We start from the raw sequence: 15,222 nt of genomic DNA, 5'->3' as shown, positions 1-15,222 counted from the left end.
CGGCTCAGACCGTCACCAGTCGGGCTTCCTGGACGCGGATCAGGGAGGTCGCGTCGGCGGCCAGTGACCGGAGTTGCCCGCAGGCGATCTCCAGGGCGTCCCGTTGCGATCGGCAATTGTCGACGTACCAGAAAGGGTCGTCAGGTTGCGGATCGTCGGCGTCGTCGATGTCGGCGTACCAGCGATGGTTGCCGCAGTGCACCACACGCACTCGCAGATTCATGACTACAACTCCCCGTGCCCCAGGATCCCTGGGTCCCCCCGGGCCCCAGCCGGGGCCGACTCGGCCTGGCACGTGGTACGCGGCCCCCCACTGCCACGTGCCCGGCCGAGTTCGACCCTCCCCCGCTCCATACATCGTTGCGACCGGCCCCGGTGTTACTGCACGTGACCGATAATTTTGTGTAGCCGGTCGACTACCTGGAATTGAGATGCGATTGGGTCCACTGCTCGAGGCCGTCGGTGGTGATCGGCAGGTCCTGAGTCAGGATCTCCAGCCGGTCGGCGTGCACCACCACGTTGTCCTCGATCCGGATGCCGATGCCGCGCAACTCCGGCGGTACGGTCTCGTCGTTCGGGTGGAAGTACAGCCCCGGCTCGACCGCCAGTGCCATCCCCGCCTCGATGTCGCCGGCGAAGTACGCCTCCGGCCGGGACGCGTCGCAGTCGTGCACGTCGAGCCCGATGTAGTGGCCGGTCCCGCAGACGATGTAGCGCCGGTGCTGCTGCCCGTCCGGGCCGAGCAGCTCGTCGAGCGACACGTCGAGCAGGCCCCAGTCGCGCAGCCCCTCGGCCAGCACGCGCAGCGCCTCGTACTGGAAGGATCGGTACGGCGCTCCCACCTTGACTGCATCGAGTGACGCCAACTGCGCCTTGTGCACCAAGTCGTGAACCTGCCGCTGCGCCGCGGTGAACTCGCCGGTCGCCGGGAACGTCCGGGTGACATCGGCCGTGTAGAGCGTCCGGGTCTCGACACCCGCGTCGAGCAGGATGACGTCGCCCTCGTTCACCGGCCCGTCGTTGCGGACCCAGTGGAGCACCGGAGCATGCTTGCCAGCAGCAACGATGGAGGCGTACCCGACGCCGTTGCCCAGGGTCCGGGCCCGGCGGTCGAAGGTGCCCTGCAGCCACCGCTCACCGCCGCCACGGATGGCCTCCGGCAGCTCACTGGCGACGTCGCCGAACGCCGTCACGCTGGCCGCGACCGCCTCGCGCAACTGGTCCAGCTCCCAGTCGTCCTTGATCCGGCGCAGCTCGGCCAGCGTCTGCCGCAGCGAGTTCCCGTCCGCCTGCGAGGTCCGGACCAGGGCGTCCAGCATCGGCTCGACACCCGGCGTCGACAGCATGAACGGTACGGCGCCGCGCACGGCCGCCGGCAGCTCCTCGATCGGGCGGCAGGCGATCTGCAGCGCGTCCGACCAGTCCTTCAGCCCCGGCACCGGACCGATCCACAACTCGCCGTCACGCGCGTTCGCGAAGAAGTCGGCCTCGTCCGGCCCGGCGGTCTCCCGCAGGTACAGCGTCGCATCCCCATCCGCCGACAGCACCAGTACGGCGCCCTCGGCCTGGCAGCCGGTGAGCCAGACGAAGTCGCTGTCAGCGCGGAACTGGTAGTCGGTATCGTTCGACCGGACCGGAGCCCGGCCCGCAGCGAGCGCGATCCGCCGACCCGGCAGCGCCGCGGACAACTTCCGTCGATGCTCCGCCGCGGCCTCGGCCAGCCCCTCAGGCACCGTCACCGATCGGTCCACCGGACCCCAGCCGCGGGATATGAACTCCCGGAATCCCTTGGCATCGATCGGCCGGTGAGATTTCGGCTGCTGTGGCTCGGTCCGGTCGTCCTCGGTCATGCGCATGCTCCCCTTTGCGGCTGTCGGTTACAGCCATCAAAGAAGGTGAGAGGACCGCGACGCAAGGGCTTATCCAAACTGGTGGATCAGCGCGAGCGGAACGCGTCCAGCAGACCTCGCTCGGAGTCCAGCAGGTACTGATTCAGGTCCGCTGCGGCCTGGTCGTACTTGCGGGCCTCGAGCAGCTCGAAGAGCCCTCGGTTCCGCCCGATGTACGGCTCGTGCAGCTCCCGCGGCGTCGCGATCACATGGAAAAGGAGCCGCAACTCGGCCAGCAGCCGGCCGGTCATCGCATCCATCCGGGCGCTGTCGGCGAGACCGATGAGGTGCTGGTGGAAGCGCATGTTCGCCGTACCGACAGCGGCCCACCGATCCGCGAGCGCGGCCGCCTCGGCAGCCTCGACGTCGTCCTGCAGCGGCTCGAGCCGGTCGGCCGGAAGCTCTGGATCACGCTCAGCCAGACCTCGTACGACGTCCACCTCGAGCACCCGGCGGAGTCGGTACAGGTCGACCACATCGTGCTCGTCCAGCTCGGGCACGAACACCCCGCGGTGCAACTTGTAGACGAGCAGCCCTTCATGCGTGAGCAGCCGGAACGCCTCGCGCAGCGTGTTCCGGCTGACCTCGAGGACCTCGGTCAGCTCGACCTCGGAGAGCTGGGCGCCCGGCGGCAGCGCACCCTCGGTGATGCTGCGGCGGAGGATGTCGGCGGCGCGCTCGGCGGAGCTGCTGCGATCCAGCCGCGCGACATCGGCGGCGACAGTGCGCAGCCACGCCTGCCGGCCCTCGTCGACCTCACCCGTGCTCATGCCCGCATCATCGCTCACCGGAGGCGTTCCGGGAAAGTTTAGTAGAACAAGACTCTTGCAGGATTGTTGAACAATCTCTACGCTCGTGTCATCCCCAGCTCACTCACAGCCATGGAGACCATCCCGACAGCACCCTGCGATCCAGGAGCCACCGCCATGTCGACTCGCACCTCACGACCGCGTAGACCACCCACGAGCAAACCCGTCCGCCGGACGAACCCCTATGCCCGCCGGCTCAGTCCCGCCGCCGGTCACAAGACGCCCGACAGCGCGATGAAGACCGGGACCCGGTCGACGCTGATCGGCGCCACCTTCCTGACGGCGACCTCGGCGATAGGCCCTGGATTCATCTCCCAGACCACGTCATTCACGGTCTCGCTCGGTGCGGCGTTCGCGTTCGCGATCCTGGCCTCGGTCGTCGTCGACGTCGCCGTACAGCTGAACGTCTGGCGGGTAATCGGGGTATCCGGCCGCCGGGCGCAGGAACTGGGCAACCTCGTCGCACCGAGACTCGGGACGGCAATGGCCGCGCTGCTGTTTGCCGGTGGGCTGGTGTTCACCGTCGGCAATGTGTCCGGCACCGGCTTGGGGATGGATGCTCTGTTCGGTCTCGATCCCAGGATCGGCGCGGCGCTCTCCGCAGTGGTTGCCATCGGCATCTTCTTGGCCAGGCGGGCCGGGGTTGCTCTCGACCGGGCAGTGCTGGTGCTCGGCCTGGTGATGATCGCTGTCACCGGCTGGCTCGCGGTCGCGTCCGATCCACCGATGGGCAAGGCGCTGCGGAACGTCGTATTGCCGGAGCATGCCGACTTCCTTGTCGTCACCACGCTGATCGGCAGCACGATCGGCGGTTACGTCATGTACGCCGGAGCACACCGGCTGCTCGATTCCGGCGTATCCGGGCCGCAGTACGTCCGGTCGATCAGCCGGGCGTCGGTCGCCGGCATCGTGATCGCTGGGGTGCTGCGCGCCGTACTGTTCCTCGCTGTTCTCGGTGTCACCGTGGCCGAACCGGCTGCGGGTTTCGGGCTGCGGGCCGTGGGGATCTTGTTGTGGGCGACGGCGATCGCGTGTGTGATCGGAGCGGCGTACACAACCGTCAGCTTCGTCACCTCGCGGACGAAGACCACGGAGGGGACCAGGACCGTCCTGGTGGTGTTGTTCATCGCCGTCAGCACAGTCATTTATCTGTCCGTCGGTACGGCGCCCGCGCAACTGCTGGTGTTCGCCGGGGCGTTCAACGGCTTGCTGTTGCCGATCGGAGTCGGCGTGCTGCTCTGGGTGGCCTGGCAGCGTCCCGACCTGCTCCGTGGGTACCGGTACCCACGGTGGCTGCTGACCGTGGGCGGCGCGGCCTGGCTACTGACCATCTATCTGGCGATCCGGTCGGTGAAGCCAGTGTTCGAGTTGTTCTAGGTTGTAGGAGTGTTCATGGACCTCAACGCGGATCTCGGTGAGGGTTTCGGATCCTGGCCGATGGGTGACGACAGCGCGCTGCTGGACGTCGTCACCAGTGCCAACGTGGCCTGCGGTTTCCACGCCGGCGACCCGTCGATCATGCGCCGGGTGACCGGCCAGGCGGTCGAGCGCGGGGTGGCGATCGGGGCCCACGTCGGGTACGCCGACAAGGCCGGCTTCGGCCGCAGGTTCGTCGACATCGAGCCGGCCGCGCTTCGCGATGAGGTCGTCTATCAGATCGGTGCTCTCGATGCGTTCGCGCGGATCGCGGGTGACCGGGTGCGGTACGTGAAGCCGCATGGTGCGCTCTACAACACGATCGGGCACCACGAGGAGCAGGCGGCCGCGGTCGTTGGAGCGGTTGCGGATTACGACCGCTCGCTCCCGGTGCTCGGTCTGCAGGGGTCCGCCTGGCTGCGACTCGCTGCGGATGCCGGTCTGACCGTCGTTCACGAAGCCTTTGCAGACCGTGCGTACACGCCTGCTGGGACGCTGGTGTCGCGTCGTCAGGCTGGATCGGTACTGCACGATGCGGACGAGATCGCTGCGCGGTGTACGGCGATGGCGACCGGTCAGCCGATCCTGGACAGCGAGGGCGGGGCGCTGAAGGTCGAGCCGGCGTCGATCTGCGTGCACGGTGACACTCCTGGTGCCGTGGACATCGCGCGACGGGTCCGGTCCGCACTGGAGGGGGCGGGCGTGACGTTGAGCCCGTTCAGCCGGTGATGCGGATCCTGCCGTCCGGCGATCATGCGCTGCTGGTCGAGCTTGACGATCTCGACCAGGTCCTCGGCTACTACACCGCTCTGACCGCGGATCCGCCGGCTGATGTCGTGGACATCGTCCCTGCCGCCCGTACGGTGATGGTCAGCACCGACGGTCCATTGGACGCGTTGGCCCGAGCGTTGCGGGCGGTCGAGCCGCAGGCCGGGGGGCGGGCGGCGAGCGAATTGCTCGAGATCCCGGTCGTGTATGACGGCGAGGATCTCCAGGATGTCGCCGACCTGCTCGGCTGCAGCCCGGCTGAGGTGGTCTCGCGGCACACTCGTGATGACTGGACCGTCGCCTTCTGCGGTTTCGCGCCGGGCTTCGGCTATTTGACCGGCCTCGGGGATTGGGACATTCCCCGCCGGAAGTCGCCGCGGACCAAGGTGCCTGCCGGCGCCGTGGCGCTGGCCGGGGAGTTCAGCGGGGTGTATCCGCGGGAGTCGCCCGGCGGGTGGCAGTTGATCGGGCGTACCCACGTGAAGATCTTCGACCAGGAGCGCGAACCTGCGGCTCTGTTCCACCCGGGCCGGCGGGTCCGTTTCGTCGACGCAGGTCGTGAATGAGCACCCTGACCGTTCTCGAATCAGGGCCTCTGGCAACAATCCAGGACAACGGCAGGATCGGCCAGGCGGCCCTCGGCGTGCCGGCCTCCGGCGCCTGCGACCGCACGTCGTACGCGCTGGCCAACCGGCTGGTCGGCAACCACGCTGGCGCCGCGGCGATCGAGGTCACCTTCGGCGGGCTCGTCCTGCATGCCGACAACGACCTCGTCGTCGCGATCACCGGCGCGCCGTGCCCTGGCGTTCCCCTCAACGCGCCCGCGATCGTGAAGGCCGGTGAGGTGCTGAGGTTCGGTCCGCCGCGGACCGGCCTGCGCACGTACGTCGCCGTCCGCGGCGGGCTGGATATCCCTGCCGTCCTGGGCTCGCGCTCTACCGATCTTCTGAGCGGTCTGGGCCCCGCACCGCTGAGCTCCGGCCAGACGTTGCCCGTTGGCTGCTCGTACGGGCCGATGCCAGGTGTCGACCTCGCTCCCGTCGCCGATCCACCCGGCGGCGAGGTCGTCGTACGGGTAACTCCTGGACCGCGGCGGGACTGGTTCACCAACGCGGGGTGGTCGTCGTTCACCACTCAGTCGTACGTCGTCAGCAGCAACAGCAACCGCGTCGGCGTCCGCCTGGAAGGCGACCCCCTGGACCGCGCCCGAGAAGGCGAACTAGCCAGCGAAGGCATGGCACTAGGCGCCATCCAAATCCCGCCCTCCGGCCTCCCCGTGATCTTCCTGGCCGACCACCCAGTCACCGGCGGGTATCCCGTGATCGCGTACGTCGCCGGTGCGGACCTCGACGCGTGCGCTCAACTCCGACCGGGCCAATCTCTGCGGTTGATCGGCTAGCCTGCCGATATGACCGAGATACCGGGAATCGACAGCAGCGTTACGCCGAGCGGGACCGGCTGCGTTGAGTGCCTGGACGGAGGCGGATGGTGGTTCCACCTTCGTCGGTGTGCGCAGTGTGGGCACATCGGGTGCTGCGACTCGTCGCCGGCGCAGCATGCTTCCGCGCACGCGGCTGAGACTGGCCACCCGATCGTCCAGAGCTTCGAGCCGGACGAGGACTGGTTCTGGCACTACGGGGAGAACGCCTACTACAACGGCCCCGATCTCGCCCCGCCGCAGTCTCACCCCGACGACCAGCCAGCCCCCGGCCCCACCGGCCGTGTCCCGGACGACTGGGCCAGCAAGCTGAACTGACGTCTACAGCACGAAGCCGGCCGGGAACGGGTCCTCCGGGTCCAGAAGGTACTGCGCCATGCCGGTGATCCAGGCTCGGCCCCGGACCGTGGGTACGACGCCCGGGTAGGAGCCGACCGTGGTTTCCTCGAGCAGGCGGCCGGTGAACGTCGTACCGATAAAGGACTCGTTGACGTAGTCGGTGTTCAGGGCCAGTTCGCCGCGGGCGTGGAGCTGGGCCATGCGCGCGCAGGTCCCAGTGCCGCACGGCGAGCGGTCGAACCAGCCGGGGTGGATCGCCATCGCGTTGCGGGAGTGGCTGCCGTTCTGGCCCGGCGCGGTGAACTGGACGTGCTTGCAGCTGTGGATCCCCGGGTCAAGCGGGTGCACCGGCCGGTCGGTGGCGTTGATCGCGGCCATGATGTCCAGCCCGGCCTTCAGGATCCGGTCCTTCTCGGCCCGGTCGAACGGGAGGCCGAGCTGCTCCAGCGGCAGGATCGCGTAGAAGTTGCCGCCGTACGCCATGTCATAGGTCACCGTGCCAAGGCCAGCGACGTCGACGGAAGCGTCCAGGGCATGGCTGTACGCCGGGACGTTCTGCAGCGTGACATGTTCGGCCCGACCGTTGCTCACAGCAACATCGACGACGACCAGGCCGGCCGGCGTGTCCAGCCGCACCTTGGTGATCGGCTCGGTCACCTCCACCATGCCGGACTCGACCAGCACGGTGGCGACGCCGATCGTGCCGTGACCGCACATCGGCAGGCAGCCGGACACCTCGACGTACAGGACTCCCCAGTCCGCGTCCGCCCGGGTCGGCGGCTGCAGGATCGCGCCGCTCATCGCCGAGTGACCGCGCGGCTCGTTCATCAGGTACAGCCGCAGGTCGTCCATGTGCTTGACGAAGTACTCGCGCCGTTCGGCCATCGTCGTACCGGGGATGACACCGACGCCGCCGGTGACGACGCGGGTCGGCATCCCCTCGGTGTGCGAGTCGATCGCGGTGATCGTCCGGACGGACCTCATCGCAAGCTCTCCACGGCCTTCTTCATGTCCTGCTCCAGTTGGGCGAGGTGCTCGGGCACCAGCGGTCCACGCGGCGGGCGGCACGGACCGCCGTACCGGCCGACGTAGTCCATGCCGTACTTGATCGCCTGGACGAACTCGGTCCGCGAGTCCCACCGGAACGCGGCGACCAGCGGCTCGTACAGCGCCCGCGCCTGTTCCAGCTTGCCCTGTACGGCGAGGTCGTACAACCGGACCGATTCCTTCGGGAACACGTTCGGGAACCCGGCGAACCAGCCGGTCGCACCCATCAGCAGCGCCTCCAGCGTCACGTCGTCGGCACCGGCGACGACGGCCAGATCGGGCGCCAGTTCGCGGATCTCGAGCACCCGGCGGACGTCGCCGGAGAACTCCTTCACCGCGACGACGTTCTCGATCTGCGCGATCTCGGCGAGCAGGTCCGGGGTCAGATCGACCTTGGTGTCGATCGGGTTGTTGTAGACCATCACCGGCAGGCCGGCCTTCGCGACCTCGGTGAAGTGGTGGAGGACCTCGCCGCGGTTCGCGCGGTACATGGTCGGCGGCAGGCAGAGTACGCCGTCGGCGCCGTCCTCGGCCGCCTTCTCGGCCCACGCCCGGGCCTGGTGTGCGCCGGCCGCGTGTACGCCGACGACCACGACGCCATCGTTGCCCACGGCCTCGATCGCGGTCCGGGCGACAGCGCGGCGCTCGTCGTCGGTGAGCGACGAGTACTCGCCCAGTGAGCCGTTCGGCCCGACGCCGCGGCAGCCGTTGTCCACCAGCCAGCGGCAGTGCTCGGCGTACTTGTCCAGATCGGGCCGCAACCCGGCCGGCGCCGACGCATCCTCGGCGTACGGCAGTGCGGTGGCGACGATCACGCCGTCCAACTTCTCGCTCACAGCTCCTCCTGAGCCTCGGCCAGATCGCGCAACCTGACGGGCACGGCGATCGGTCGTTTCATTGATGGTTCTGGTACATCGTTCTGTCCGTTGGAGCTGATCGCGGCGACGGTCCGGGAACACACTCGCCCCTGACACAGCCCGAGGCCAGCCCGGCTGGTGAGCTTCAACCCCCGCCCATCGGCCACACCCCGCTCGGCAACAGCCCCTTCGATGTCGCCCCGCGTCACTTCCTCACACCGGCACACCACCGTGTCCGGCCCACTCCAACTCTGCCACCCGTCCCTCACGGGGTACGCCTTCGCCAACGCCGCCGCGAACCGCCGGCCCTCCTTGACCTTCGTCCGTGCGGCATCCGCCGACTTTGTGCACGACGTCCGTACGTCCGACGCCGTTTCATGCGGCAACGGTGCACAAAGTGGGGCCGATGCGTCCGGTGTGGCGGCGGCCAGCGCGTGGTGGGCGGCGGCGGTGCCGGCTACCCGTCCTTCGGCGGCGGCGAGGTCGGCGCCGCCGATTCCGGTGAGTTCGCCGGCGGCGAAGACGCCGGGGGTGGTGGTCTGCTGGTCGGCGTCGACGGTGACGGCTGGGCCGCCATCGGGGCCGGTGGTCAGCCCGCAGCGTGCCGAGACGGCCAATTCCAGTTGGGCCGTGAAGCCGAAGCCGAGACAGACGGCGTCGACCTCGACTTGGCGCTCGGATCCGGAGATCGGCTTCCAGCCGGCATCGAGGCGCGCGATGGTGACGGCCTCGACGTGGTCCTCACCGTGAGCGGCGATCACCGTCCAGCCGTGTTTGAGCGGAATCCGGTGCCGGGCGAGCATCACGCCGTACCGTAAAGCCTCCGAGAGTTTGCCTTTGGCAACCAACGGATCCGTCGCCCACCCCTGCCGGACAGTCTTCACGCTGTTTGCCTCGAGCAACGCGACGACCTTCGCGCCGACGCCGACCAGCGACTCCGCAACCGGCAGCAGGAACGGTCCGGTGCCCGCGACCAGCACTCGCTTGCCTACCGCAACTCGCTGTCCCTTGGCCAGCGCCTGCGCGGCTCCCGCGCTGTAAACCCCCGGCAAATCCCAACCAGGAAAGGGAAGCACGCGGTCGTACGCACCGGTCGCCAACACAACAGCCTTGGCATCAACCGCGAACACCTCACGCCCAACCCCATCAGCCGGCCCCCGCTGCACCCACACCCGGTTGCCTCGCTCAAACGCCCAAACAGACGCCTCCGCCAGATGCGTGATCCGCTGATGCGCGACCAGCCGATCCCGTTTGGCAACAAACCTCTTCCACCCATGCTGAAACCGCTCTGGCCGCTCATCCCGAACCGCCACCTGCCGATTGAACTGCCCACCCACAGCCGGCGCACTGTCAATCAACACCACACTCGCCCCCGCATCCCCCGCCGCCAAAGCCGCCGCCATCCCCGCCGGCCCTGCCCCGACCACAACAACATCCGCTGTCCGATTCGCAGTCGCCGGTGCGCGTTGCACCACAGTCGACGAAGGCAGCACAGCACCTTGCTGGGTGGTGATTGCGTCGTCTTGGCGGACGGTTCTCTGGCAGGCTCGGATGTCTGGGGTGCCGTTGACTACGACCAGGCAGTCGTAGCAGGCGCCAATGCCGCAGAGGACGCCTCGGGGACGGCCTTCGACTCGGGTGGTGCGCCACGACGAGTGGCCGTTGGTGAGTAGGACGGCTGCGACCGTTTGGCCCGGCTCGGCGTCGACTGATTCGCCGTTCACCGTGATCTTCATGCGGCGATCACCGCCGGACGGTCGACGCGGAACGGCTCTGGAGCAACGTGAGGTGCGAGACCGAGGAAGAGTTCGGTGATCAGGCGGCCGGTCGAGGCGGCGAGGCCGATGCCGGCGCCTTCGTGGCCGGTTGCGTGCCAGAGGCCCTCGACGCGTGGGTCCGGCCCGATGACCGGCAGGTGATCCGGGGCGTACGGGCGGAAGCCGCCGTACGCGCGCATCACCGGTACGTCGCCCAGGAACGGGAACAGTCCGACCGCCTTCCGCGCGAGCTCCCGCAAGACCTTCACCCGCACCGAGTCGTCGAACCCGATCCGCTCCCGGCTCGACCCGATCAGCACCGTCCCGGCCCGCGTCGACTCGACCACCGTCGACGTCTGCAGATCCGCGTCGCCGCTCCCGACCGCGCCGACGTAGTCCGCGTCGTACACCTTGTGCCGCACGCATTCCGGCAGCGGCGCCGTCACGAGGATCATCCCGCGCCGCGGCAGCACCTGGATCGGCCCACCCGCCGTCGCACCGAACTCCCCCGCCCACGGCCCGCACGCGTTCAGCACTGCCCCACAAGCGATCTCACCCGCGGAGGTCGACAACCCAATCAGCCGACCTTGGGCGGATCGTCGTACCGACAACCCCGTGACGCCCGACCACACCTCACCCCCACGGTCCCGTACGGCGGTCAGCAAAGCAGTTGCCGCCAGCACCGGTTGCAGCTGCGCGTCCTCCGGATAGTGCACTCCGACGGTCACGTCCCGCGTCAACAGCGGTTCCAACGAGAAAGCCTCCGCCGCCGTGATCACCCGCGCATCGACCCCAGCCGCCTGCTGCTTGGCCGCAAACGCCCGCAGCGGTCCAGGATCGGTCGTCGCCACGACCACCCCGCCCTTGGACTCCCACTCCACGTCCGCCACCCGCGAAGGCAGCCGATCCAGTACGACGCCCCACTCGGCGCGCGACGCGATCGCCAGCTCCAGTTCCGGCCCGGGCTCCTTGTCGGAGACGAGCACGTTGCCCTCCCCGGATGCCGTCGTACCACTGGCAACCGCGCCACGGTCGACCACGATCACGCGCACCCCGGCAGCGGTCAGCGCCTCGGCGCACGCCGCGCCGATGATGCCGGCGCCGACGACAACCACGTCGGCCGTCGCGGCTCGGGGCATGGCAGGTCTCCTCGCAGGTCGTTCACTAAAATGAACGATATTGAGCGTACGGCGCGATCCCGGCCCAGGTCAACGAGATCACCCAGGCAGATGCGGGCTGCCGGGGGTCACCGGGTACGCATCCGGCGGGTACTCCAGCAGCAGCACCGACCGGACTGGCCCGTCGAGCGCCTCGTACTCATGCGGTCCACCGGCCCGGAAGGCGAGGTAGTCCCCCTCGCTCAGCTCCTCGGTCCGGCCCCGTGTCGTCACCCGCAGCCGCCCGCTCAACACGATGTGATGCTCGGTCCCGGGATGACCATCCGAATGCTGGACAGCTCCGGCCCGCACATCCTGGTTGTAGATCTCGAACAGCCCGCCCGGATGCTCGAGCCGCCGCAGCATCCGCAGGTCGATCGCCTCGCCGGACAGTACGTCGATGTCGCCCGACCGCACCACGACCAGATCCGCGGCCGGCGCCTCACTCAGCAGCGCCGAGACCGGCACCCCGAGAGCGTTCGACAGACTGAACACTGTCTCGATCGTCGGATTCCCCGCTCCGGACTCCAGCTGCGACAGGGTCCCCTTCGCGATCCCCGACCGCCGCGCCAGCTCCGACAACGAGATCCCCTGCTCATCCCGCCGAGCGCGCAAGTTCGCCCCGAGCAACCGACCCGCACCCATCGCCACAGCCCGGAGCATGCCACACATCCCGACCCGCTCGCCGCCGTCGCCCTCGATCGCCGGCGTCTTGTTTGGCTCCCGGAGGCCGCGGGCACGCGGAGTTGATGGCAGACGAATCCGACGGCACCGTCCTCCTCGCCGGAGCGGCCAACCTCGCGATCGCAGTCGCCAAGCTGACCGCAGGCCTGCTGTCTGGGTCGACCGCGCTACTCGCCGAGGCCGCACACTCCGTCGCCGACACACTCAACCAGGCGTTCCTGCTGACCGCCCTCCGGCGCAGCCGCAAACCCGCCGATACGCGCCACCCGTTCGGCTACGGAATGGAGCGCTACTTCTGGTCCCTGCTCGCCGCGGTCGGGATCTTCGTGCTCGGCGCCGGATTCTCCATCGCGGAAGGTCTGCGCGCCGTACTCGACCCGGAGCCGATCGCGGCCCTCGCGGTGATCTACCCCGTGCTGGCGCTGTCCTTCGTGTTCGAGGGCATCTCCTGGCTGCGCGCATTCACCCAGGTACGACGCGAAGCCCGCGCCGAAGGGCTGCCGATCCTGACCCACCTGAGGAACGCCGAACCGGCGGTCAAGACGGTGGCCTTCGAGGACTCGGCCGCACTGATCGGGATCCTGATCGCGGCGGCGGGCGTGACCCTGGCGGTCCTCACCGGACACGACTTCTGGGACGGTACGGCGTCGATCGCGATCGGGCTGCTGTTGATCGCGGTCGCGTTCACGCTGGGCCGGGACAACAAGGCGATGCTGATCGGCCAGGCGCTCCCGGTCGACACCCAGCGCCGGATCCGCGAGGTCATCGCGAAGGAGCCAGGCATCGAGGGCGTCCTCGACCTGCTCAGTCTCCGGCTCGCCCCGGACCAGGTCCTAGTGGTGGCGACCGTCGATCTGGTCGACGCACAGACCACCGGTGCCGCGGTCGAGCAACTCGCCGACTCGATCGACCAAGAGGTACGGCGGCAGTACCCGATGGTCCGGCATCTGTACCTGGACCCGTCGTCGGCCCCTAGTCTTGACCCCAGTTCGCAACGATGACCGCGACCGGCGGCAGCACCGCCGCGACCGCGCTCATACCGATCGCGACGGGCACCGAGAACAGCCGCACGACAAACCACGCCAGCCCGATCAGGACCAGGCAACTCCCCATCAGGATGATGTAGAGCTTGCGGTTGTCGTATCGCCGGGCCATCTCAGACCTTCAGCGGCAGGTTGTCCAAGGCGTCGACCAACGGCGCGAGCTCAGGCAGCTCAGCGGCCTTCTCCAGGGCGGCCGTGAGTACTGCGTCATGCGTCGGCTCGGCTTGCTCGAGCAGGTCGCGGCCGGCCTGGGTGACCTCGGTATAGATGCCACGGCGGTCCGTCGGGCACAGGTACCGCTGCAGCAGCTGGCGGTCCTCGAGCCGGTTCACCAGCCGGGTCGTCGCGGACTGGCTCAGCACCACCGCGTTCGACAGTTGGTTCATCCGCAGGTGGTAGTCGTCCTGCCGCGCGAGTACGTCGAGCACGCTGTACTCACTCACCGACAGCCCATGCTGCTTCTGCAGCGCGCGCTCCAGCTCGTCCTCGATCCGGGCATGCAGAGCAGCCAGGGTCCGCCACCCCTGCGCCCGCGCCTCCGCGGCGTCATCCGGTAGTCCCACAGCTCCTCCTCCGACCCGTGCCGCCGCTCACAGCACGCACCGACTTGATCTGACTGATTGCATGAGCAATCATAGCGCTTGTGCAATAGTAAGCGTGTGCAACTATCGCGCACGCCGGTAGCAGTCACCAGACTACATTCGAGGAGCCACACCACGATGCCCGCAGCCGCAACCCCCAACCCCCAAGCGAAGCGAGGGGTTGCACTTCTGGCGTTAGCAATTGGCGCCTTCGGGATCGGCACAACCGAGTTCGTCATCATGGGTCTGCTCCCTGAGGTCGCCACCGACTTCGGCGTCCGCATCCCATCCGCCGGTCTGCTCATCTCCGGCTACGCGCTGGGCGTCGTAGTCGGTGCCCCACTGCTCACCGCGATCGGGTCGAAGGTCTCCCGCAAGACCGTCCTGATTGCGCTGATGGGCGTGTTCATCGCGGGGAACCTGCTCGCCGCGATCGCTCCGTCGTACGGCGTCCTGATGACCGGGCGGATCGTCGCAGCGCTCTCGCACGGCGCCTTCTTCGGCGTCGGCTCGGTCGTCGCCGCGTCGCTGGTCCCGAAGGCCAAGCAGGCAAGCGCGATCGCGCTCATGTTCACTGGCCTCACCATCGCGAACGTCCTGGGCGTTCCCGGCGGTACGGCGCTCGGACAGCACTTCGGCTGGCGATCGACCTTCTGGGCCGTCACCGCGCTGGGCGTGATCGGGCTGCTCGGCATCATCTTCCTGGTGCCGCGCCAGGACACCTCCGAGGGACCCGGCCTGCGCAGCGAACTGGCCGTCTTCAAGAACCTGCAGGTGTGGCTGGCGCTGGCGATGACCGCGCTCGGCTTCGCTGGGGTGTTCGCGTCGTTCACCTACATCGCGCCGATGATGACCGAGGTCGCGGGCTTCTCTGCCGGTGCGGTCACCTGGTTACTGGTGCTGTTCGGCGGCGGTCTCGTAGTCGGCAACCTCCTCGGCGGCAAGGCAGCCGACCGGTCCTTGATGCCGAGCCTGTACGTGATCCTCGCGGTGCTGGCCGCCGTACTGGTCGCGTTCGTCTTCACCTCGCACGGGCAGCTGTCGTCAGCCGTAACCATCGCGCTGTTCGGTGCAGCCGGCTTCGCCACGGTGGCCCCGCTGCAGAAGCGAGTGATGGACAAGGCACAAGGCGCCCCTGCCCTGGCATCTGCGGCGAACATCGCAGCCTTCAACCTGGGCAACGCGATTGGCGCCTACCTCGGCGGTCTGACCATCGAGCACGGCCTCGGCTACACCGCCCCCAACTGGGTAGCCGCAGCCCTAGCCACCTCCGGCCTCGCCGTCGCGCTGCTCTCCGGCCTCATCGACCGTCGGCAGCGGATCTCCACCACTCATCAATCGCACCCGCACCACCCGGTTCACGCTCAGCCATCGGCTCGGACCAATCCCGACGAGAGGTTGGTGAGTGGCACACGTCCGGTCAGCAGGTGACCGGTC

The 15,222-nt window shown here is 68.5% G+C and carries 17 protein-coding genes; 7 read left to right on the top strand and 10 right to left on the bottom strand.

All coding sequences use genetic code 11. The features are described from left to right. Positions 1-4: 4 nt before the first annotated feature. The 3 genes from EV646_RS09740 to EV646_RS09730 all read right to left on the bottom strand — a co-directional run bounded on the left by EV646_RS09740 (position 5) and on the right by EV646_RS09730 (position 2,659). Positions 5-223 carry a hypothetical protein gene (locus tag EV646_RS09740; protein WP_132146377.1) on the bottom strand — a complete coding sequence of 73 codons (219 nt, stop codon included), beginning with the start codon at positions 221-223 and terminating at the stop codon, positions 5-7. A gap of 193 nt (positions 224-416) precedes the next feature. Then, on the bottom strand, positions 417-1,850 hold the full coding sequence (locus EV646_RS09735; protein WP_132146374.1) for an aminopeptidase P family protein: 1,434 nt from the start codon (positions 1,848-1,850) through the stop codon (positions 417-419). A gap of 86 nt (positions 1,851-1,936) precedes the next feature. Beyond that, the gene (locus EV646_RS09730) at positions 1,937-2,659 is read right to left on the bottom strand and encodes a GntR family transcriptional regulator (protein ID WP_132146371.1); all 723 of its coding nucleotides are present in this window, start codon (positions 2,657-2,659) and stop codon (positions 1,937-1,939) included. Between the two features lie 156 nt (positions 2,660-2,815). Here EV646_RS09730 and EV646_RS09725 point away from each other — a divergent pair, with 156 nt between their 5' ends. From EV646_RS09725 to EV646_RS09705, 5 genes are read left to right on the top strand one after another with little or no spacing between them, the layout of a single operon-like run. Continuing rightward, positions 2,816-4,075 (top strand): NRAMP family divalent metal transporter, encoded by a 1,260-nt coding sequence (locus tag EV646_RS09725; RefSeq protein WP_132146368.1) that lies wholly within the window; start codon positions 2,816-2,818, stop codon positions 4,073-4,075. Positions 4,076-4,090: 15 nt separating this feature from the next. Then, the gene (locus EV646_RS09720) at positions 4,091-4,843 is read left to right on the top strand and encodes a LamB/YcsF family protein (RefSeq protein WP_199236913.1); all 753 of its coding nucleotides are present in this window, start codon (positions 4,091-4,093) and stop codon (positions 4,841-4,843) included. Continuing rightward, a complete protein-coding gene (locus tag EV646_RS09715) occupies positions 4,843-5,448 on the top strand; it encodes a 5-oxoprolinase subunit B family protein (RefSeq protein WP_132146363.1) in 606 nt (201 codons plus the stop codon). The genes EV646_RS09720 and EV646_RS09715 overlap by 1 nt, the downstream gene beginning before the upstream one ends. Beyond that, the gene (locus tag EV646_RS09710; RefSeq protein ID WP_132146360.1) at positions 5,445-6,281 is read left to right on the top strand and encodes a 5-oxoprolinase subunit C family protein; all 837 of its coding nucleotides are present in this window, start codon (positions 5,445-5,447) and stop codon (positions 6,279-6,281) included. Before EV646_RS09715 ends, EV646_RS09710 begins: the two co-directional genes overlap by 4 nt. A 9-nt stretch (positions 6,282-6,290) precedes the next feature. After that, positions 6,291-6,638, top strand: coding sequence for a UBP-type zinc finger domain-containing protein (locus tag EV646_RS09705; RefSeq protein ID WP_132146357.1), 348 nt, complete (start codon positions 6,291-6,293; stop codon positions 6,636-6,638). Positions 6,639-6,641: 3 nt separating this feature from the next. Here the strand turns inward: EV646_RS09705 and EV646_RS09700 are convergent, their stop codons facing one another. The 5 genes from EV646_RS09700 to EV646_RS09680 all read right to left on the bottom strand — a co-directional run bounded on the left by EV646_RS09700 (position 6,642) and on the right by EV646_RS09680 (position 12,140). Beyond that, positions 6,642-7,643 carry a proline racemase family protein gene (locus EV646_RS09700; RefSeq protein WP_132146354.1) on the bottom strand — a complete coding sequence of 334 codons (1,002 nt, stop codon included), beginning with the start codon at positions 7,641-7,643 and terminating at the stop codon, positions 6,642-6,644. Next, the gene (locus EV646_RS09695) at positions 7,640-8,542 is read right to left on the bottom strand and encodes a dihydrodipicolinate synthase family protein (RefSeq protein ID WP_132146351.1); all 903 of its coding nucleotides are present in this window, start codon (positions 8,540-8,542) and stop codon (positions 7,640-7,642) included. The genes EV646_RS09700 and EV646_RS09695 overlap by 4 nt, the downstream gene beginning before the upstream one ends. Beyond that, on the bottom strand, positions 8,539-10,299 hold the full coding sequence (locus EV646_RS09690) for an FAD-dependent oxidoreductase (protein ID WP_132146348.1): 1,761 nt from the start codon (positions 10,297-10,299) through the stop codon (positions 8,539-8,541). The genes EV646_RS09695 and EV646_RS09690 overlap by 4 nt, the downstream gene beginning before the upstream one ends. Continuing rightward, a complete protein-coding gene (locus EV646_RS09685) occupies positions 10,296-11,459 on the bottom strand; it encodes an NAD(P)/FAD-dependent oxidoreductase (protein ID WP_132146345.1) in 1,164 nt (387 codons plus the stop codon). Before EV646_RS09685 ends, EV646_RS09690 begins: the two co-directional genes overlap by 4 nt. Before the next feature lie 78 nt (positions 11,460-11,537). Continuing rightward, positions 11,538-12,140 (bottom strand): helix-turn-helix domain-containing protein, encoded by a 603-nt coding sequence (locus EV646_RS09680; RefSeq protein ID WP_132146342.1) that lies wholly within the window; start codon positions 12,138-12,140, stop codon positions 11,538-11,540. 86 nt (positions 12,141-12,226) lie between these two features. Here EV646_RS09680 and EV646_RS09675 point away from each other — a divergent pair, with 86 nt between their 5' ends. Then, positions 12,227-13,162 carry a cation diffusion facilitator family transporter gene (locus EV646_RS09675; RefSeq protein WP_132146339.1) on the top strand — a complete coding sequence of 312 codons (936 nt, stop codon included), beginning with the start codon at positions 12,227-12,229 and terminating at the stop codon, positions 13,160-13,162. Here the strand turns inward: EV646_RS09675 and EV646_RS09670 are convergent. Further along, on the bottom strand, positions 13,134-13,316 hold the full coding sequence (locus tag EV646_RS09670; RefSeq protein ID WP_132146336.1) for a DUF3099 domain-containing protein: 183 nt from the start codon (positions 13,314-13,316) through the stop codon (positions 13,134-13,136). The two genes, EV646_RS09675 and EV646_RS09670, sit on opposite strands and share 29 nt — an antisense overlap. Before the next feature lies 1 nt (position 13,317). After that, a complete protein-coding gene (locus EV646_RS09665; protein WP_132146333.1) occupies positions 13,318-13,767 on the bottom strand; it encodes a MarR family winged helix-turn-helix transcriptional regulator in 450 nt (149 codons plus the stop codon). Positions 13,768-13,923: 156 nt separating this feature from the next. On the opposite strand from EV646_RS09665, the gene EV646_RS09660 reads away from it, so the two are divergent. After that, positions 13,924-15,216 (top strand): MFS transporter, encoded by a 1,293-nt coding sequence (locus tag EV646_RS09660; protein WP_241995691.1) that lies wholly within the window; start codon positions 13,924-13,926, stop codon positions 15,214-15,216. Positions 15,217-15,222: the final 6 nt, after the last annotated feature.

The organism is Kribbella antiqua (assembly GCF_004345665.1).
GTDB lineage: Bacteria > Actinomycetota > Actinomycetes > Propionibacteriales > Kribbellaceae > Kribbella > Kribbella antiqua.
Note: the sequence above shows the minus strand (reverse complement) of the source record. Positions and strands in the feature narration are given on the sequence as shown.